The sequence below is a fragment of the Ponticoccus sp. (in: a-proteobacteria) genome (assembly GCF_048381735.1).
Genome location: NZ_JBLXGL010000004.1, coordinates 167680 through 185466, shown reverse-complemented (window position 1 = coordinate 185466; position 17787 = coordinate 167680). Strand labels below are relative to the sequence as shown.

Below are 17787 nucleotides of genomic sequence, written 5' to 3'. Positions count from 1 at the left end.
CCGGGGGCCGGTCCAGCCGCGCGGCTCGGCCAGGCGGGCCTGCACCTCTGCGGGCCCGCGAAAGGCGCCTTGCTCCCACGTCGGATAGATCGCCACCGGCTTTGGCGCGGCGGCTCCGCGCGGTTGGTCAGCCCCTGTCCCCGTCCTTCGCGAAAGCGCCCGCGCGCAGCGGCAGAACCCGGCCTCCGGCCACGGCGCCCCGGGTCAAGGCAGCGTCAGAGTGGCATCAGACCGGCGCACCCCGGCGTTTGTCCTGCGCGCCCTTGCCGGGACGGCGGCGGTTGATCAGCACGATGCCCACCGCGACCAGCACCATGGCGCCGATGAAGCTGACGGAAATGGGCTCGTCGAAGACCAGCCAGCCGAAGCCCACCGCCAGCACCGGCGACAGGAAGCTGAAAGAGGCCACGTCGGAGGCCGGGTAGATGGTCATCAGCCGCAGCCAGAACAGGAACCCAATCGAAGCGACGATCACGCCGTATCCCAAGGCGGCGAAGGCCAGCGGGTCGGGCGCGCGCCACAGCGGGCCCATGGCCCAGCCCACCGCCGTCAGCACCAGGGCAGAGACGCCCAACTGCCAGACAAGCTGCGATTCGGGGCTGATGGCGGACACCCGCGTCAGCCGCAGCACCAGCGCGATGCCCGCCCAGGACAGCGAGGCACAGACCGCCAGAAGATCGCCGCTCAGGTCGCCCGCGCCGCGGCTCTGCGGGTCGGCCAGGGCCCAGGCCACCCCGGCGACGGCCAGCACCAGCCCCAGCAGGCGGCGCGCCGACAGCCGCTCTCCCGGCAGGGTGAAATGGGCGATGCAGGCCAGCCAGACCGGCATGCAGTAAAAGGCGATCGAGGCGCGCGAGACGGTCGTCAGGTCGAGCGCCGAGAACAGGAAGAGGAACTCGAGGCTGAACAGCCCGCCAAGCGCCAGCCCCGACCAAAGCGTCGCGCCAAGGCCGTCGACCCGCCGCCGCATCACCAGACACCAGACCGCCAGCACCGCCAGCGCGAAGACAGAGCGCAGCCCGGCCCCGAAGACCGGCCCGATGCCCGCGTTGCTGAGCTTGATGACCACTTGGTTGAAGGCCAGCGCCGCGGCGAAGACCGTCAGGCCGGCGGCGCCAGCCAGGTCGATGGAGTCCTTGCGTGCCATGCCTCTCTTGGACCCTGCCCCGCCGATGGCGTCAATCCCCCCCTCGGCCCCCTTGCCCTGTCGGCGATTCCTGTCATCCTCTCCGCGATACGCCGGACGAGGAGGATCAAGGCATGGGTCTCATGGGTACACTGGCCAAGATGGCTATCGGATACGCCGCGGCGCGGGGCGTCGACCGGATGTCGGGCGGTCAGGGGCTTGGCGCGCTGCTGGGCGGCGGCGCGCAGATCAAGGGCAAGGAACCGGCCTCGCGCATGCAGGCGCAGATGGGACAGGCCATGTCCGGCCAGGGCATCGGCGGCACGGGCGGCACGGGTGGCAGCAATCCCATGGCCGGGATGATGGAGATGCTGCAGAAAGGCGGGCTGGGCGCCATGGGCGCTGGCTCGGGCGGGAACCCGCTGGCGGCGATGATGCAGCAGTTGCAGTCCGGCGGCATGGACCCCTCTGCCCTGCGCGGCAGCACCGGCAACCCGGGCGGCGGCCTTCTGTCGCAACTGGGTGGCGGCGGCACCGGGCTGGCGGGCATGTTCGCCGCCCTGGGCGGCGCGGCGGCCACGGCGCAGGGTCAGGGCGCCAGCGCCATGGCCGACAGCCTTGCGCAGACCCCGGCCGCCCCCGAGATGGAAAAGGCCGCCGCGCTGATGCTGCGCGCCATGATCCAGGCCGCCAAGGCCGACGGCGAGATCGACGCCTCGGAGCGCGCCAAGATCCTCGAGACAGTGGGCGCGGATGCCGCCGACAAGGTCTTTATCGAGGACCAGCTGGCCGCCCCCGTCGACCCCGAGGCGCTGGCCGCCGACACGCCAGAGGCGCAGCGGATGCAGGTCTATTCCGCCTCGCTCATGACGATCCGGGTCGACACACAGGCCGAGGCCAAGCACCTCGACCGGCTTGCCCGCGCCATGGCGCTGGACGAGGGCACGGTCAACGCGCTGCACATGCAGATGGGCATGCAGCCGCTTTACAGCTGACCCCGGCATGAACCGCGGTCTTACCCTCGCGCTGGCGGGGGCGCTGATCCTGACACCCGACGCGGCCCTGATGCGCCTGTCGGGCATGGACGCTGGCCAGATGCTGGCCTGGCGTGGCCTGTGCATGGGCGCTCTGTTTCTGGCCGCATGGGCGCTGACCGCGCGAAACCGGCGGGCCGATCTGGCCGCCCTTGCCAGCCCGGTGGCGGCGCTGGTCATCGCCTGCCAGACCGCCAACGCGACGCTGTTCCCGCTGGGGATCGCCGCCGCGCCGGTCGCCCCGGTCCTGCTGGGCGTGGCAACGGTGCCGGTCTGGGCGGCGGTCCTGGCGCGGCTGCTGTATGGCGAACGGACGGCCCCGGCCACGTGGCGGGCCATGGCCGCGGTGCTGGCAGGCATCGCGCTGGCGGTCTCGGGCCATGGCGATCCGGACGCCACCGGCAATGCGCTGATCGGGGCCGCCTGCGGGATAGGAGTCGCCATGGCTCTGGGGCTGAACTTCGTCACCCTGCGCCACCACCCGGGCCTGCCGCTGCTGCCCGCCATCGGCGCGGGCGCCCTGCTTGCGGGGCTCTTCGGACTTGTCGCCGCCACCCCTGCTCGCCTGACCGAGGGAACCCTTCTGCCGATCCTCGCCGCCGCGCTGCTTGTGCTGCCGCTGTCCTTCTTCCTGCTCAGCGCCGCGGCGCGCCATACCTCTGCCGCCACCGTCAGCCTGCTGATGCTGCTGGAAACCGCGCTCGGGCCGCTGTGGGTCTGGCTGGCCACCGCCGAGGCGCCCTCGCCAAGCGCCCTTGCGGGTGGCACGCTGGTCATTGCCGCTCTGGCGGTGTACCTCGCGCCACCCCGGCGCGCGCGGCCCTTGGCCTCGGCCGCCGGCTCGCCTAGAACGGGGCACCATCCAGCGGAGCCCGAGCCATGACAGACAGCATCGCAGACCGCTGCGCGGCCCGTGGCCTGCGCATGACCGGACAGCGCCGCACCATCGCCGAGGTGCTGGACGTGGCGTCGGACCATCCCGACGTCGAAGAGCTGTACGCCCGCGCCTCGGCGCAGGATCCGAAGATCTCGCTGGCCACGGTCTACCGCACCGTGAAGCTCTTCGAAGAGATCGGGATCGTCGAAAGGGTCGACTTCGGCGATGGCCGCGCCCGCTACGAGGATGCGGAACGCGACCACCACGATCACCTGATCGACCTCGATACCGGGCAGATCATCGAATTCGTCGACGAAGAGATCGAGGCGCTTCAAGAAAAGATCGCCCGCAAGCTGGGCTATCGCCTGACCGGCCACCGCATGGAACTGTATGGCGTGCCGCTGAAGAAAGGCTGACCGCCCGCCCCGACCCGCAAGGCGCGCCCCTGCGCTGTGTCGCAGCCCCGGCAGCCCCGGCGGTGCGGCCCGATGCGCGCGGCGACGGGCCGCCCCGGGGTCAGGACGCGTCCGCCCGGTCCACGCCCGGCACATCTGCCCCGCAGACGAACCGGGGGCCCGCAAGGGGTAGCGTGCACAGACAGGCCCGGCCCATCGGCGCGGCGGCGCCTTTCAGGACAGCGCCGCGTGCCTCAGGCCAGTAGCAGTGTCACCCGCCGGTTCTGCTTGCCCTTGTTCTCGATCTTGCCCAGCCGCAGCGCGCCGATCTCTCCGGTGCGCGCCACATGGGTTCCGCCGCAGGGTTGCAGATCCACCTGCTGCGAGGGCTCGCCGATCCGCACCAGCCGGACCCTTCCCGCACCGCGCGGCGGTTTGACCGACAGCGTCTTGACCAGATCGGGCTGCGCGTCGAGGTCCGCCTCGGTGATCCAGCGTTCGGTCACCGGCAGGTCGCGGTCCACCAGCGCATTCAATGCGTCCTCGATGGCCTCGCGGTCCTCCGGCGGCTCCGGCATCAGGAAATCCAGACGTCCGCCCGTGGCGCCGATCTGCCCGCCGGTGACGGGCAAGGGGATCACCACGCTGAGCAGATGCAGCGCCGTGTGCACCCGCATATGGGCATGCCGCCGCTCCCAGTCCAGCCGCTGCACCACATGCGCACCCAGCGGCGGCAGGGCGGCGGGTTCGGCGGGCACCAGAACCGAGGAGTGACCGTCCTCGGCCTTGACCGCCGTGGCGATGGCCAGACGGGTGCCGTCCCACTCCAGCCAGCCGCTGTCGCCGGGCTGGCCGCCGCCCTTGGGGTAGAACAACGACCGGTCCAGCACGACGCCGCCCTCGGGCGTGATCTCCACCACGCGGGCCGGGGCCTCGCGCAGGTAGGCGTCTTCGCGGTACAACAGCGGCGTCATCGGCCGTCTCCCCCGTCGATATCCGCCTCGGACCCGTAAGAGCCGGGCTCGGCCCGTTCCTGCCGCTGCGGCCTGTTCGTGGTTTCCGGCTCTGCCGGTCCGGTGGTCGATTGCGGGGCCGCCGGCGGCGCGCCGGGCCGCCCGCCGCCAAGCGCCTCGGGGTTGCGCAGCCAGATGTCACGCTGCGCGAAGGGGATCTCGATCCCCTCGGCGACGAAGCGTTCGGCGATGTCGTGGTTCATCTCGGTGCGCACCACCAGCCCCTGCCCCACGTCGCGCAGGATCACCCGCAGCTCGAAGTCCAGCGCATCGGCGCCGAATCCGGTGAAGACCACCATCGGGGCCGGGTTCATCAGCACCATGTCGTGGTGCCGCGCGATATCCAGCAGGATCTTCTCGACCTTGCGCGTGTCGGTGCCATAGGCCACCCCGACCGACAGGATCAGCCGCCCCAGGGAATTGCCGCGGGTGTAATTGGCCACCGTGCCCGAGACGAAATCGGCGTTGGGGATGATCAGGTCGTAGCGGTCGAAGGTCTCCAGCCGGGTCGAGCGGACAGAGATGTCCTTGACGATCCCGTGGGTGCCGTTGACCTCGATCCAGTCGCCCTCGCCGATGGGCCGTTCGATCAGCAGGATGATCCCCGAGACGAAGTTCGACACAATGTTCTGAAGGCCGAAACCGATGCCGACCGACAGCGCGCCCGCCACGATGGCCAGCGACGACAGGTCCAGCCCGCCGGCGGTGATCGCCACCAGCGCGGCGGCGAAGATGCCGACGTAGCCGATCCCCGAGACCACGGCGTTCTGCCCGCCCTGATCCAGCTTCGTGCGCGGCAGAACCGCCGTCCGCAGCGCGCCCTGAAACAGCCGCGTCAGCATGAAGCCGATCACGAAGACGATGATCACCAGCAGGAAATCCGACGGCGATATCCGCGTCTCGCCAAAGGAAAAGCCTTCCTGAAAGCGCGCCCAGACCTCGGTCAGATCGGCCCGGCGCGCGCCCCAGATCAGCGCAAGAAAGGGGATCGAGCCAATCGCCAGCACAAAGCCCGCCAGCACCGGCCAGAGGCTGTTGTCCTCGTCCGGGTGGCTGCCGGTGACCAGCTCGTAGAGGTTGTTGATGAATTGCTGCAGCACCATCACCAGCCCGATCAGGCCCAGGGTCGCGATGGCCGGATAGATCAGCGCCTCGCCGACCTTCAGGTATCCCAGCGCCGCCAGCACCGGCCCCAGCGCGCCCAGTACCATGGCGGCACGCCCCATGAAACGCGCCAGCCGCATCCGGAAGAGCCCCGCGTCGGTCGACTCGAGCGCGGCCCGGCTGCCGGCCATATGCGCCTCGTTGCGGGTGCGGCCAAGGCGGAAGAGGAAATAGCCCGAGAACAGCAACACCGGGAACTGCAGCACCGCCTCGGTTTCCGCCGCATAGTTGTCCAGTTCGACGAAGACGCGCAGCATGTCGCGCAGCACGTAGCTGACCGACAGGATGTTGGCCACGCGCCGCGCCCGCCTGCGGTCTTCCAGCGCCAGGGGCAGAACCGCCATCTCGTCGCTGTCGTGAAAGGCCTGATCCGCCAGCCAGCGGATCAGAAGCAGCGTCGCGGCCCAGCTTGGCAGGTGTTCCAGCAGGACGCGCCAGCGCGGACCGGCGAAATCGGTGATCGTCGCGGCGGTGACCAGCAGGATGATCCCGAAGAGCGGCAGCATGATCTGGCCCAGGGAGATCACGAAACGGATCACCCCGGTGCCGCGTCGGCTGTGGGCGATCAGCCGCGTGACCCCGGCGCGCGCCCACCTGTGCCCCCGCAGGATCAGCATCAGCCCGATGCCGCCGACAATCAGGATGCTGGGCAGGTTGCGCCAGGCCACGGCGCGGTGGCCCGCGTCCCGGGCATTCGCCACCAGTTCCTGCCAGGACAGCAGGATCGAGGTCGTCAGGGCGTCGATCGCACCGGGCCAGTGCACCGGGTTCAGCGGCGAAGGTCCGACCGACAGCAGCGCATCCGCCTGCCGTTCCCGGATGATGCGGTCGATCTCGGCGATCATGGCGTTGGCGCGGGAATAGGCCTCTTCCGCGCGCAGCACCGGGGCGCGCAGCTCCGAGATCTGCGCGTTCAGCGTCGCGCGGCGCTCGGCGATATCCTCGGGCTCGCTCTCGCCCTCGGCGGGTGGCTCCCCCAGCGCCTGAAGCTGCGATTCCAACGCATCGATCCGGGTCGCGTTGATATCCTGCCCGGCCAGAAAGCGTTCGCGCCATTCCGCCAGTTGCAGGCGCAGGGCCTCCAGCGTCTCGTCGCTGGCCTGCGGCTCCTGCAGGATCCGCTCGCCGCTGGCGGCACGGCTGTCCCAGGCGTCGTAGTCGGGGGCCTCCACGTCCTGCGCCAGCGCAAGTCCGGCGCAGAGGATCAAGGCAAGGCAGGCGGCGACGATCCGGTGAAGCCAGCCCATCGCTCAGACGTCCTCGAAGACGCCCGGAATACTGGCCGGCGCACGCGTCAGCCAGGACGGTGTCGGCAGCCCCTTCTCCCGCAGGAACTCGGGGTTGAAAAGCTTCGACTGGTAGCGCGTGCCGTAGTCGCACAGGATGGTGACGATCCGGTGCCCCGGCCCCATCTCGCGGGCCATGCGGATCGCGCCCGCGACGTTGATCCCGGACGAACCGCCAAGGCACAGCCCTTCCTCCGCCAGCAGGTCGAAGACCACCGGCAGCGCCTCGTCGTCGGGGATGTTGTAGGCCATGTCCGGGGTGAAGCCTTCAAGGTTGGCGGTGATCCGCCCCTGCCCGATTCCCTCGGTGATCGAGCTGCCCTCGGCGGCATGCTCGCCGGTGGTGTAATAGTTGAACAGCGTCGCCCCGTCGGGATCGGCAAGGCCGATCTTGACGCCCTTGGGTTGCAGCGCCCCGGCGACGCCCGCCAGCGTGCCGCCCGAGCCCACCGCGCAGATGAACCCGTCGACCTTGCCGCCGGTCTGCTCCCAGATCTCGGGGCCGGTGGTTTCCACATGGGCCAGCCGGTTGGCGACATTGTCGAACTGGTTGGCCCAGATCGCGCCGTGCGGCGCCGTCTTCGCCATCTCTTCGGCCAGGCGGCCCGAGTAGCGCACGTAGTTGTTGGGGTTGCGATAGGGCGCGGCTGGCACCTGCACCAGCTCGGCCCCGGCCAGGCGGATCATGTCCTTTTTTTCCTGGCTCTGGGTCTCGGGGATGACGATGACCGTCTTGAACCCCATCGAGGCACCCACAAGCGCCAGACCGATGCCGGTATTGCCCGCGGTACCCTCGACGATGGTGCCGCCGGGCTCCAGCAGGCCCTTCTCGACCGCGTCGCGGATGATGTACAGCGCCGCGCGGTCCTTGACCGACTGGCCCGGGTTCATGAACTCGGCCTTGCCGTAAATCTCGCAGCCGGTCATTTCCGAGGCCTTGCGCAGCCGGATCAGCGGCGTCTGTCCTATGGCATCGGCGAGATCATGGGCGATACGCATGGCGCGGGTCCTTTTCTGGGCAGGGTTTTGCATGGTGTAGGGCGCCCGCCCGGGCGACGCAAGTCGGCGCCGCCCCGCCCGTCCGGCCCGCGCCACCCCCGAACTGCCACCCGAGCAGCCACCCAAAGCCCCCCACCCGGACCGCCCGGCACAACACCCCTGCTTCTCTGGTCCTCCAATACCTCGGGGGGGCGCGCGCAGCGCGCGGGGGCAGAGCCCCCCAGCCAACCGGTCAAGCCACGCGCCGGTCCCGGGACGCGCAAGGCCCGCCGGGATCGCCGGGAAGCCCGTCCTTTCCACCAGCCCCGGTCAGGAGCCGCGCCGCAGCCCCTCGCGCTCGACCGCCAGCCAGGTCAGCAGCATCACCAGCGGCAGGGCGTTGATCTCGCCCGAACGGACCAGCGCCATCGCGCGGTCGAAGGTCAGGACATGGGTGCGGATATCCTCGTTCTCTTCCGCAAGCCCCCCGGTCCCGGTGCGCTCGGCGCCAAGCTCGGCCAGCGCGAGGAAACCGTGGTAGTATTCGGTCGAATACCCCGGCGAGGCATAGCCCTTCGGGGCCGGGATCAGGCGCCGCACATCGATTCGCGCCTCTTCGCGGGTTTCCCGCAGGGCCGCCTCTTCAGGCGTCTCCCCGGCATCGATCACCCCGGCCACCGGCTCCAGCACCCAGGGAGAGGGATCGCCGCGATGGATCGGACCGTAGCGCAGCTGCTCGACGATGAGCACGCTGTCGGTCACCGGGTCGTAGGGCAGCACCAGCGCGACATCCCAGGCGATGAAGCACTCGCGCTCCAGCGGCCCCGTGCGTCCCCCGTCGAAGCTCAGCCGGAACGGCTGAAGCCGGAAGAAGCCCTCATAGGCGCCGGGCATGGGCTGCCAGTCGACCTCTGCCAGGCTGCGCGGGCTGCGCAGGGTCTGCGGGATCGGGTCGGGGCCAAAGCGCTGTTGGCCCCATGCGCGGGCGGCAAAGAAGGGGCGCATGTGACCGGCGGCCTCTGCCGTGTAACGCCCGCGCCGGGCCATGACCTCGCGCGCCGCCTGTACCGCGGCCGCGCCGACCCCTGCCACCCATCCCGCCAGCGACCAGGGCGCGGCATCGGGCGCCCCCGCGGCGTCGGGGAAATAGACCTGCGCCGCCGCCGTCCCCCAGGGGCCGCCGACCGCCACCTGCCGGGTCTCGTAGCCATGGCCGCCTTCGTAATAGTCCAGCCGCGCGATATCCTCCGCCGCAAGCCCCGAGACCAGCAGCCCCGGCGCCTCGGCCCCCGGCACCGCCGTGATCGTCGGGTAGGTCTCGCCCGGGACGACCTTCACCGCATGGCCCTTCAGCACCGCCTCGCGGGTCTCCGGGCGTCGGCCCAGCACCACCTCCAGCAGCGGCAGGTGCCGCAGCGTGCCGTAAAAGAAAAACGTGGTCACGCGCTTACCTCCAGCGTCCTGCCGCGATCTCGGCAAGGATGCCGCTGGCAATGCCGCCCAGCAGCAGGGCCAGGATGACCCGGGCGTCCAGCATGATCTCGCCGTATTCGAGCATGAGTTCGAAGATCGCGGCGATGGCTTCCACGATGCTGTCGTAGTGCCGCGCGAAACTGCGCCGCACCATTTCGTAGGTGGACTGCACGAAGAGCCCCCAGAACACCAGCGCGGCGGTCCCGGTGAAGCCGTTGCCGATGGCCGCCGACATGCCGCGCCCGGCCCGGCGGCCCACCACCCGCCAGCCCATGACCAGCCCGATCAGCCCGTTCACATGGTTGAACAGGCCGAAATCGGTACTGGCGGGCAGAAGCGGGCGGATCAGGTCGGACGCAACGTATCCCAGCGCCGCAAGGCACAGGGCGGCGACAAGTTTCGCGGCAGTGGGCATGAATTAGCTGGGTCTCGCAATCGTGATCTGTGTCACGTCGCAGTTTCCGCTGCGAAAGGTCGCGGCGCAAGAGGCAAGGTAGAAGTTCCACATCCTGCGGAAGCGGTCGTCGAATCCCTGCAACGCCACGTGATCCCAGCGCGCGTTGAAGGCATCGAACCACAGGTCCAGCGTGCGGGCATAGCTTTGCCCGAATTCGCGGCTGCCCTCGACCCGAAGCCCCGCCCGCTCCACCGCCTGGCGCAGCACCACAGGGCTGGGCAGCATGCCGCCGGGGAAGATGTACTTCTGGATGAAATCGACGCCGCGCCGGTAGACCTCCCAGCGCCGGTGCTGGACGGTGATGACCTGAAGACCGGCGCGCGCCCCGGGCTTCAGCCGCCCCCGCACCGTGTCGAAATAGGCGGGCCAGTATTGTTCGCCCACAGCCTCGAACATCTCGATCGAGGCGATGCCGTCGTATTGGCCGCGCTCGTCCCGGTAGTCCTGCAGCTTCAGGTCGACCCGATCCGACAGGCCCGCGCGCGCCATGCGCTCGGTGGCAAAGCGGTGCTGTTCGGCGCTGATGGTCAGGCCGGTGACGCGCAGGCCCCGTTCCTGCGCGGCGTATTCGGCGAAGCCCCCCCAGCCGCAGCCGATTTCCAGTACATGATCGCCGGGCCGCACATTCAGGCTGTCGACAAGCGCCGCGTATTTCGCCCGCTGCGCCTCGGCCAGATCCTCTTGGCCCTGTTCGAACAGGGCCGAGGAATAGGTCATCGTCTCGTCCAGCCAGAGCCCGTAGAAATCATTGCCCAGATCGTAATGGGCCGAGATGTTGCGCCGCGCCTGCCGCTTGGTGTTGCGCTGCAACCAGAAGCGCAGCCGCTCGAAGGCGCGCACCACGGCGCCGCCCGGGTAGCCGTCGAACATCTCTTCGTTGGCGTGGACGAGGTCCAGAAAGGCCATCAGGTCGGGCGTCGACCACCAGCCATCCAGGTAGGCCTCGCAGAACCCAAGATCGCCTTCGCGGATCAGCCTGGCAAAGACGTCGCCGTGATGCAGGGCAATCTCGGCCTCCGGGCCGGGCGCCCGACCCTCCGCCACATGGCGGCTGCCATCGGGCAAAACGAAGACCAGCCTTCCGCGTTCCATCCGGCGCGCCATGTCCAGAACACGCGCGAAATAGCGGGGGGGCGGTACGTCGTCGGGGATATCCAGAGCGGTCATGGCGGCCTGTCACTGTTTCGTTTCCCTGAAAATTAAGCTGACGCAAGGCACTGGCAAGCTTTTCTTCTTTGGAATCTGCCCGAGGTGGTGTTTCCTGTAGGGGCTGCAATCCGCAATTTTCAGCAGTCAGGGGGATTTTCGTGAAACGCTCTTTGATGACCGCTCTGGTGCTTGTCACGGCCCTGTCGGGCTGCGGGCAGATGCGCTCTTTCGTCGGCGACTGGGGCGGCGGCAATGCACCGCCCAGCCAGCTGCCCGCGCCCGACGGCCGGGCCGCCGTATCGCTGGCGGAACCCGCGCCGGGCGATCCGGTCATTCCGCCCAAGCCGGTGGGATGGCGCGACTCGCTGCGCCGGGACATTCCCTACGTCAACATGACCGCGCGCAATCTGCCGATCTACAAGGAGGCGGACCGCAGCGCCAAGGCAGGCTCGCTGTCACCCGGCATGGGCGGCTATGTCGAGACCTGTTCCGATGCCGCGCCGGTCTGCAAGATCCGCTACGGCGCCAATGGCGCATCGGGCTGGGTGCGCATGGACCAGATGGGCGGCGTCACGAACTGATCCGCGCCGCATCTGCCGCGCAATGACAGCGGGGCGACCATGGCGGGCCGAAGCCCGGCCTGTTGCCCGGTCGTGCAGGCGGGGACGCGGCCTCGGCCCGGCGCGCGTCAGAAATCGCGCCCCTGATAGGCCGCCAGCGCCTTCTCCCGCCCTTCCTTCACGCCGACGATGGGCTCCGGGTAGTCGTCCCGCGCCGAGATCGGCCAGCTTTCGGGGATCGCATCGAAGTAGGACAGCGCCGTTTCCGTGGCTGTCCGGCGCCCCTCGGCGATCCAGCGGTCGCGGTAGCGGCCCTCAAAGTCGAATTTTTCGGCCTGCGTTTCCGGGTTGAAGACGCGGAAGTAGGGCGTCGCGTCCGGGCCGGAGCCCGCCGACCATTGCCACCCCAGCGCGTTCGAGGCCGGATCCCAGTCGATCAGGCAGTCCTCGAACCACTCAAGACCGATCTTCCAGTGACACATCAGGTGCTTGGTCAGGTAGCTTGCCACGATCATCCGGGCACGGTTGTGCATCCGGCCCGTCACGTACATCTCGCGCATGGCGGCATCCACGAAGGGCACCCCGGTGCGCCCCTGCTTCCACGCCCGGACCTCGCGCAGCCGCGCGTCCTCGTTCCACGGGAAGGCGTCCCAGTCCTCGCGCCAGTTGCCGGTCAGCAGGCGCGGCGAATGCCACATCAGGTGATAGGCAAACTCGCGCCAGACCAGTTCCTTCAGGAAGGTCTCGGCCCCCGCCTTGCCCTCTTCCATGGCTCGGCGCCCGGCGTGCCAGCACTGCGCGGGCGTGATCTCTCCAAGGCTGAGGTTCTCGGACAGGCAGGAGGTGCCGTCCTCGGCCACCGCGTCGCGCGCCCGCCCGTAGTCCGCCACCTTCGAGGCCATGAACGCCCCCAGACGGCTCTGCGCGGCACACTCGCCAAGCCGCACGTAGGGCCGTACGACCCCGGCACCGCGCCGCATCCCGGCACCAAGGCGCCAGTCGTCCAGCTTTTCGCTGTCGGGCCATGACGCCGGGGCCTTCAGGGTGGCGGGCACGGGCAGAGGGTCGTTGACCGCAAGGCCCCGCACCGCCTTCCAGAACGGCGTATAGACCTTGTAGTAGCCGCCGGTCCTGGTCTCGACGGTCCATGGCTGAAACATCAGGTGGCCCGTGTGGCTTTGCGCGGTGATCCCCTGCGCTTCCAGGGCGGCCTTCACCGCCTTGTCGCGGGCCACGCTGTCGGGATCGTAGGCGCGGGTCCAGTGAACCGCCTCGGCGCCGGTTTCCCGCACCAGCGCCACCAGGCAATCGACCGGATCGCCGGACCGCAGGACCAGCCGAAGCCCCTTGCCGTCCAGCGCCTCCGCGAAATGCCCAAGGCCCAGCCCCAGCCGCCATTGCGGCGCCGTGCCCAGACCCTCGGCCAGGCTGTCGCGGATGAAAACCGGGATCACCGGGCGCCCGCCCTCTGCGGCGGCGCGCAGGGCGGCATTGTCGGACAGCCGCAGGTCGCGGCGCACCCAGTACAGGGCAGGAGCGGGTTTGGACATGCAGGCGTCTCCGGTCGGTCATGCCCCGGGCAAGCTAGGGCCTGTCGCGGAAAGGCAAGACGCCCCCTGTCTGTTCCCGCGCCCGCCGCCCGGGCCGCCTGCCCCGGTCAGCCGCCGGTAAAGACCTCGACTGTCGGCAGATCGGTGAGCGGAGCCTCCAGCAGGCGCATGGCGGCCAGGGAAATGCGGCTGCCCGCGCTGGCCGGCCCGTCGATGGGGATCAGGTCGACCTGCGCCGACTTGCCGCTGGCGGGGTTGAGCACCCGGCCCCTTGTCCGCTCGGTCACCAGCGGGGTCTTCAGCCAGAACCCGGCCTCTGCCACCTCGCCAAGGCTTGCCACGGTGGTCCCGAGGCTGCGCTCGCCCGCCGGTTCCACCGGGGCGGCAGCGGCGGCGACACGCTCTTCCGGGGTGGTCGTGTCGAACTGTTCGACCGTGCGCGCCCCCGCGGGCGGCTTTACCGCCGCCGTCGCGGGCGCAGCCTGCCCGGCCTCCGCCGCAGGGGCCGCCTGCGCAGATGCCGCCTCGGGCGCCTTCCCGAACGGTCCCTGCCCCGTGAAAAGCCCTTTTTCGCCGCAGCCCGCCACCGCGAGGACCACCACCATTGCAACCGCTGCTCTCATATCTCGTACCCCTGAGTTTGCGCCTCACCCTAAGGTCGGGCCTGACATATGACAATTCCGCGCGCACTCTTGCTCGAAATTCCGCCCACAGCTACATCTTGGACATGACCGCACCGCTGATCGACCCCTTCGCCCGCCCGATTTCCTACCTTCGGGTCTCCGTCACGGACCGCTGCGACTTCCGCTGCGTCTACTGCATGTCGGAAAACATGACCTTTCTGCCCAAGAAGGAACTGCTGACGCTCGAAGAGCTGGACCGCATGTGTTCGACCTTCGTGCGGCTGGGGGTGGAAAAGCTGCGCATCACCGGCGGCGAGCCGCTGGTCCGCCGCGACATCATGCGGTTCTTCCAGTCGATGACCCGGCACCTGGACGCCGGCACGCTGAAGGAACTGACGCTGACCACCAACGGCTCGCAGCTGGAACGCTTTGCCGGGCCGCTCTGGGATGCCGGTGTGCGGCGCGTCAATATCTCGCTCGACACGCTGGACGAGGCGAAATTCGCCGAGATCACCCGCTGGGGCCGCCTGCCGCAGGTGCTGAAGGGCATCGACGCGGTGCAGCACGCGGGCATGCGGGTGAAGCTGAACGCCGTGGCGCTGAAGGGCTTCAACGAGGACGAGCTGCTGTCGATGACCGAATGGTGCGCGGATCGCGGCATCGACCTGACCTGGATCGAGGTCATGCCGATGGGCGACATCGGCAACGAGGACCGGCTGGACCAGTACTGGAAGCTGACCGACCTGCGCGCGCGGCTCGCCAAGCACTACACGCTGACCGACCTGCCCGAAAGCACCGGCGGACCGGCCCGCTACGTGCGGCTGGAAGAGACAGGGCAGAAGGTGGGTTTCATCACGCCGCTCACGCATAATTTCTGCGAAAGCTGCAACCGCGTGCGCCTGACCTGCACGGGCGAGCTGTTCATGTGCCTCGGGCAAGAGGACAACGCCGACCTGCGCGCGGCGCTGCGTAACCACCCGGGCGACGACACCCCGCTGAAAGCCGCGATCCGCGACGCGATTTCCCACAAGCCCAAAGGGCACGACTTCGACTACTCGCGCCAGAGCGTGGACGGCCGCGTGTCGCGCCACATGAGCCACACCGGAGGTTGAGACGGGGCTGGGGGCGCTGCCCCCGGCCTGCGGCCTCCCCCGGGATATTTCCGGACAGAAGAAAACGCGATCGTCCACCATTTCTTAACCAAGAACGGGCAACCTGCGGATGCGGTACAGGCGGGGACGCCGATGGCCGTGACAGGAGAAGCCCAGGCTGATCCCGAAGCCCGCCTCGGCCTGGCCGTGCGGGCTTCGTCCGCTCATCTCCCTGCGCTCCACGCCCGAATGTCTGCGCAGCCCCTGTCTTCTTCTGTCCTGAAATATCCCCGCCGGAGGCTCCGCCGGCATCCGCACGCGGGGCGGTCGATCAGGGACGGCTGATCTGCCCGCCGCCGACCGGGGCGGCGACGCCGGTCGTGCCCGGGCAGGAGGTCGGCAGGCCATGCGCCACGCGCACGGCGAGATAGGCGAAGGCCTGCGCTTCCAGCATGTCTCCGTCGAGGCCCACGGCCTCCACCGGCAGGACCGGGCAATCGAGACCCACCGCCAGCATCTCCATCATCACCGGGTTGTGGCGCCCACCGCCGGTCACCAGAAGGCGGTCGGGGGCAACGGGGCAATGCTCCATCCCCTGCATCACCGCCGCCGCAGCCATGGCGGTCATGGTCGCCGCCGCATCGGCGTCAGAAAGCTCTCTCACAAGGTCCAGCATGAGGGAAAAGTCGTCCCGGTCCAGCGACTTGGGCGGCATCCGGCGGAAGTACTGCTCGTCCAGGAACAGCTCCAGCGCGCCGTCTTCCACCCGGCCCTGCCGGGCCAGCGCGCCGTCGCGGTCGCAATCCAGCCCCAGCCGCAGGGCCACGAGGTCGTTGATCGGCGCGTTCGCCGGCCCGGTGTCGAAGGCCAGCAGCGCGCCTTCGGCCTCTGGCGTCGCGTGGCGCGGGTCCACCCATGTCAGGTTGCCCACGCCGCCGAGGTTGAGGAAGGCCAGCGGCGCCTCGGCCCCGATCCACTTGGCGCAGGCGAAGTGGAAGAAAGGCGCCAGCGGCGCGCCCTCGCCCCCCAGCGCCACGTCGGCAGAGCGGAAATCCCAGACCACCGGGCGCCCCAGAGCCTCGGCCAGCACCGCGCCGTCGCCCAGTTGGTGGGTGCCGCGGCCCTGGGGCTCATGCGCCAGCGTCTGGCCGTGAAAGCCCAGCATCTCGGCCTCGGGAAAGCCGGCCATCAGGTCGGCATGAGCCTCGTGCACGACCCGCGCCGCCGCCTCCAGCCCCGCGCCCGGCCAGCGGCCCAGCACAGCGCGCAGGGTGGCCCGTTCCGCATCGCTGTAGGGCCGGTATCCGCTTGCGCCGAATTCGAGGATGCGCAGCCCGTCGGTCACGATCTCGGCGGCGTCGACGCCGTCCAGAGAGGTCCCCGACATCGCTCCCAACGCCCGGACCGGGCCTGCCGCGATCTTGCCCTTCACCTTTGCCCCGCTTCTTCTTATAGCTCGGCGCGCAGTATAAGAGAGGCCGGCTATGACCTACCATCCCAAATCGGACTTCATGCGCATCATGATGGAGCGCGGCTACCTCGCCGATTGCACCGATTATCAGGCGCTGGACGAGGCCCTGTCGACGGGGGTGGTGACCGCCTACATCGGCTATGACGCGACCGCGCAGTCGCTGCATGTCGGCCACCTGCTGAACATCATGATGCTGCGCTGGCTGCAGAAGACCGGGCACCGGCCGATCACCCTGATGGGCGGCGGCACGACCAAGGTCGGCGACCCGTCGTTCCGCTCGGACGAGCGCCCGCTGCTTGGCCCCGAGCAGATCGACGCGAATATCGCCGGGATGAAGCAGGTCTTTGCCAAATACCTCACCTACGGCGACGCGCCCTCGGCGGCCCTGATGCTGAACAATGCCGAGTGGCTGGACGGGTTGAACTACCTCGACTTCCTGCGCGACATCGGGCGGCATTTCTCGGTCAACCGGATGCTGTCCTTCGAATCCGTGAAGTCGCGGCTGGACCGCGAGCAGTCTCTGTCCTTCCTCGAATTCAACTACATGATCCTGCAAGCCTATGATTTCCTTGAGCTGAACCGCCGGTATGGCTGCGTTCTGCAGATGGGCGGCAGCGACCAATGGGGCAATATCGTCAACGGCATCGACCTGACGCGCCGGGTGCTGGATCACGAGATCTACGGGCTGACCTCGCCGCTTCTGACCACCTCGGACGGGCGCAAGATGGGCAAGTCGCAGGGCGGCGCCATGTGGCTGAACGCCGACATGCTCAGCCCCTACGAGTTCTGGCAGTTCTGGCGCAACACCACCGACGCCGACGTGGGCCGCTTCCTGAAGCTGTACACCGAGCTTCCGGTCGAGGAATGCGACCGTCTGGGCGCGCTGGAAGGCTCCGAGATCAACGGCGCCAAGATCATCCTGGCCAACGAGGTCACGACCCTGTGCCATGGCGCAGAGGCGGCGGCAGCAGCAGAGGCGACCGCCCGCGAGGTCTTCGAGAAGGGCGGCGTGGGCGACGACCTTCCGACGCTGGAACTGACGGCGGCGGATCTGGCAGAGGGCATCTCCATCGTGCAGGTGCTGGTGCGCTCGGGCCTTGCGAAATCCGGCAAGGAGGCCAAGCGCCTGATCGCCGAGAACGGGGCACGCATGGACGACGCCCCCCTGACCGACGCCGGGCTGGTGCTGGATGCGGGCGCCCTGGCGACGCCGATCAAGCTGAGCGCGGGCAAGAAGCGCCACGCGCTGGTGAAGCTAGCCGGGTAAGGCCTTGGGCCGCGCGACAGGTCGCGCGGTCCATTCCATGCCGGGCGGCGGCCTTACAGCAGCGCCTGTATCGCCACCAGAACGGCAAAGGGCACAGACAGCGCCGGGGCCAGCAGCAGCGCGGCAGCGACGGTCGGGCGCGGCGGGTCCAGTGCCCGGGCTACGGCAGGGGGTCTTGCGGGGGGGCGGATCAGGGTTTTCATGCCGCCATTAAACGAATCGAAACTTTCTATTCCGTTAATGGCTGCCGATGAACGACTCGCTGCCCATTCC

The 17787-nt window shown here is 69.1% G+C and carries 17 protein-coding genes; 6 read left to right on the top strand and 11 right to left on the bottom strand.

Features of this window, described 5'->3' with window-relative positions; genetic code table 11:
• Nucleotides 1-226: 226 nt before the first annotated feature.
• Nucleotides 227-1147: a DMT family transporter gene (locus ACN5KJ_RS10425; RefSeq protein ID WP_418593810.1), complete on the bottom strand. Its 921-nt coding sequence runs from the start codon at nt 1145-1147 to the stop codon at nt 227-229.
• 113 nt (nt 1148-1260) lie between these two features.
• Between ACN5KJ_RS10425 and ACN5KJ_RS10420 the strand changes: the two genes are divergently transcribed.
• The 3 genes from ACN5KJ_RS10420 to ACN5KJ_RS10410 are packed head-to-tail and all read left to right on the top strand — an operon-like array spanning nt 1261 to nt 3453.
• Nucleotides 1261-2121 carry a DUF533 domain-containing protein gene (locus ACN5KJ_RS10420; protein ID WP_418593808.1) on the top strand — a complete coding sequence of 287 codons (861 nt, stop codon included), beginning with the start codon at nt 1261-1263 and terminating at the stop codon, nt 2119-2121.
• 7 nt (nt 2122-2128) lie between these two features.
• Entirely contained in the window at nt 2129-3043 is a 915-nt protein-coding gene (locus ACN5KJ_RS10415; RefSeq protein ID WP_418593806.1) for a DMT family transporter, read from the top strand.
• Nucleotides 3040-3453: a Fur family transcriptional regulator gene (locus ACN5KJ_RS10410; RefSeq protein ID WP_347165033.1), complete on the top strand. Its 414-nt coding sequence runs from the start codon at nt 3040-3042 to the stop codon at nt 3451-3453. Before ACN5KJ_RS10415 ends, ACN5KJ_RS10410 begins: the two co-directional genes overlap by 4 nt.
• Before the next feature lie 233 nt (nt 3454-3686).
• On the opposite strand, the gene ACN5KJ_RS10405 is transcribed toward ACN5KJ_RS10410, so the two are convergent.
• The 6 genes from ACN5KJ_RS10405 to ACN5KJ_RS10380 form a co-directional block, all read right to left on the bottom strand.
• On the bottom strand, nt 3687-4406 hold the full coding sequence (locus ACN5KJ_RS10405) for an alanyl-tRNA editing protein (protein ID WP_418593805.1): 720 nt from the start codon (nt 4404-4406) through the stop codon (nt 3687-3689).
• Entirely contained in the window at nt 4403-6856 is a 2454-nt protein-coding gene (locus ACN5KJ_RS10400; RefSeq protein WP_418593803.1) for a DUF3772 domain-containing protein, read from the bottom strand. The genes ACN5KJ_RS10405 and ACN5KJ_RS10400 overlap by 4 nt, the downstream gene beginning before the upstream one ends.
• 3 nt (nt 6857-6859) lie before the next feature.
• Nucleotides 6860-7894 carry a cysteine synthase A gene (locus tag ACN5KJ_RS10395; protein ID WP_206565392.1) on the bottom strand — a complete coding sequence of 345 codons (1035 nt, stop codon included), beginning with the start codon at nt 7892-7894 and terminating at the stop codon, nt 6860-6862.
• A gap of 309 nt (nt 7895-8203) precedes the next feature.
• Entirely contained in the window at nt 8204-9316 is a 1113-nt protein-coding gene (locus ACN5KJ_RS10390; RefSeq protein ID WP_418593801.1) for a gamma-glutamylcyclotransferase, read from the bottom strand.
• A 4-nt stretch (nt 9317-9320) separates the two neighbouring features.
• Nucleotides 9321-9761 carry a TrgA family protein gene (locus ACN5KJ_RS10385; protein WP_418593799.1) on the bottom strand — a complete coding sequence of 147 codons (441 nt, stop codon included), beginning with the start codon at nt 9759-9761 and terminating at the stop codon, nt 9321-9323.
• A 3-nt stretch (nt 9762-9764) separates the two neighbouring features.
• Entirely contained in the window at nt 9765-10970 is a 1206-nt protein-coding gene (locus ACN5KJ_RS10380; RefSeq protein ID WP_418593797.1) for a class I SAM-dependent methyltransferase, read from the bottom strand.
• Nucleotides 10971-11110: 140 nt separating this feature from the next.
• On the opposite strand from ACN5KJ_RS10380, the gene ACN5KJ_RS10375 reads away from it, so the two are divergent.
• Nucleotides 11111-11533 (top strand): hypothetical protein, encoded by a 423-nt coding sequence (locus tag ACN5KJ_RS10375; RefSeq protein WP_418593795.1) that lies wholly within the window; start codon nt 11111-11113, stop codon nt 11531-11533.
• Nucleotides 11534-11640: 107 nt separating this feature from the next.
• On the opposite strand, the gene ACN5KJ_RS10370 is transcribed toward ACN5KJ_RS10375, so the two are convergent.
• Entirely contained in the window at nt 11641-13062 is a 1422-nt protein-coding gene (locus tag ACN5KJ_RS10370) for a cryptochrome/photolyase family protein (protein ID WP_418593793.1), read from the bottom strand.
• Between the two features lie 107 nt (nt 13063-13169).
• The gene (locus tag ACN5KJ_RS10365; protein WP_418593792.1) at nt 13170-13685 is read right to left on the bottom strand and encodes a hypothetical protein; all 516 of its coding nucleotides are present in this window, start codon (nt 13683-13685) and stop codon (nt 13170-13172) included.
• A 104-nt stretch (nt 13686-13789) separates the two neighbouring features.
• Between ACN5KJ_RS10365 and moaA the strand changes: the two genes are divergently transcribed.
• Nucleotides 13790-14797, top strand: coding sequence for a GTP 3',8-cyclase MoaA (gene moaA, locus ACN5KJ_RS10360; RefSeq protein ID WP_418593790.1), 1008 nt, complete (start codon nt 13790-13792; stop codon nt 14795-14797).
• Nucleotides 14798-15107: 310 nt separating this feature from the next.
• Here the strand turns inward: moaA and ACN5KJ_RS10355 are convergent, their stop codons facing one another.
• On the bottom strand, nt 15108-16163 hold the full coding sequence (locus ACN5KJ_RS10355; RefSeq protein WP_418593929.1) for an anhydro-N-acetylmuramic acid kinase: 1056 nt from the start codon (nt 16161-16163) through the stop codon (nt 15108-15110).
• 97 nt (nt 16164-16260) lie between these two features.
• Between ACN5KJ_RS10355 and tyrS the strand changes: the two genes are divergently transcribed.
• A complete protein-coding gene (tyrS, locus tag ACN5KJ_RS10350; RefSeq protein WP_418593789.1) occupies nt 16261-17514 on the top strand; it encodes a tyrosine--tRNA ligase in 1254 nt (417 codons plus the stop codon).
• A 53-nt stretch (nt 17515-17567) separates the two neighbouring features.
• On the opposite strand, the gene ACN5KJ_RS10345 is transcribed toward tyrS, so the two are convergent.
• Nucleotides 17568-17717 carry a hypothetical protein gene (locus tag ACN5KJ_RS10345; protein WP_418593788.1) on the bottom strand — a complete coding sequence of 50 codons (150 nt, stop codon included), beginning with the start codon at nt 17715-17717 and terminating at the stop codon, nt 17568-17570.
• Nucleotides 17718-17787: the final 70 nt, after the last annotated feature.

What these genes read in the sequence shown, in the direction of transcription:
- ACN5KJ_RS10425 (WP_418593810.1), bottom strand. Translation starts at nt 1,147, where the DNA reads ATGGCACGCAAGGACTCCATCGACCTGGCTGGCGCCGCCGGCCTGACG.
- ACN5KJ_RS10420 (WP_418593808.1), top strand. Translation starts at nt 1,261, where the DNA reads ATGGGTCTCATGGGTACACTGGCCAAGATGGCTATCGGATACGCCGCG.
- ACN5KJ_RS10415 (WP_418593806.1), top strand. Translation starts at nt 2,129, where the DNA reads ATGAACCGCGGTCTTACCCTCGCGCTGGCGGGGGCGCTGATCCTGACA.
- ACN5KJ_RS10410 (WP_347165033.1), top strand. Translation starts at nt 3,040, where the DNA reads ATGACAGACAGCATCGCAGACCGCTGCGCGGCCCGTGGCCTGCGCATG.
- ACN5KJ_RS10405 (WP_418593805.1), bottom strand. Translation starts at nt 4,406, where the DNA reads ATGACGCCGCTGTTGTACCGCGAAGACGCCTACCTGCGCGAGGCCCCG.
- ACN5KJ_RS10400 (WP_418593803.1), bottom strand. Translation starts at nt 6,856, where the DNA reads ATGGGCTGGCTTCACCGGATCGTCGCCGCCTGCCTTGCCTTGATCCTC.
- ACN5KJ_RS10395 (WP_206565392.1), bottom strand. Translation starts at nt 7,894, where the DNA reads ATGCGTATCGCCCATGATCTCGCCGATGCCATAGGACAGACGCCGCTG.
- ACN5KJ_RS10385 (WP_418593799.1), bottom strand. Translation starts at nt 9,761, where the DNA reads ATGCCCACTGCCGCGAAACTTGTCGCCGCCCTGTGCCTTGCGGCGCTG.
- ACN5KJ_RS10380 (WP_418593797.1), bottom strand. Translation starts at nt 10,970, where the DNA reads ATGACCGCTCTGGATATCCCCGACGACGTACCGCCCCCCCGCTATTTC.
- ACN5KJ_RS10370 (WP_418593793.1), bottom strand. Translation starts at nt 13,062, where the DNA reads ATGTCCAAACCCGCTCCTGCCCTGTACTGGGTGCGCCGCGACCTGCGG.
- ACN5KJ_RS10365 (WP_418593792.1), bottom strand. Translation starts at nt 13,685, where the DNA reads ATGAGAGCAGCGGTTGCAATGGTGGTGGTCCTCGCGGTGGCGGGCTGC.
- moaA (WP_418593790.1), top strand. Translation starts at nt 13,790, where the DNA reads ATGACCGCACCGCTGATCGACCCCTTCGCCCGCCCGATTTCCTACCTT.
- ACN5KJ_RS10355 (WP_418593929.1), bottom strand. Translation starts at nt 16,163, where the DNA reads ATGTCGGGGACCTCTCTGGACGGCGTCGACGCCGCCGAGATCGTGACC.
- tyrS (WP_418593789.1), top strand. Translation starts at nt 16,261, where the DNA reads ATGACCTACCATCCCAAATCGGACTTCATGCGCATCATGATGGAGCGC.
- ACN5KJ_RS10345 (WP_418593788.1), bottom strand. Translation starts at nt 17,717, where the DNA reads ATGAAAACCCTGATCCGCCCCCCCGCAAGACCCCCTGCCGTAGCCCGG.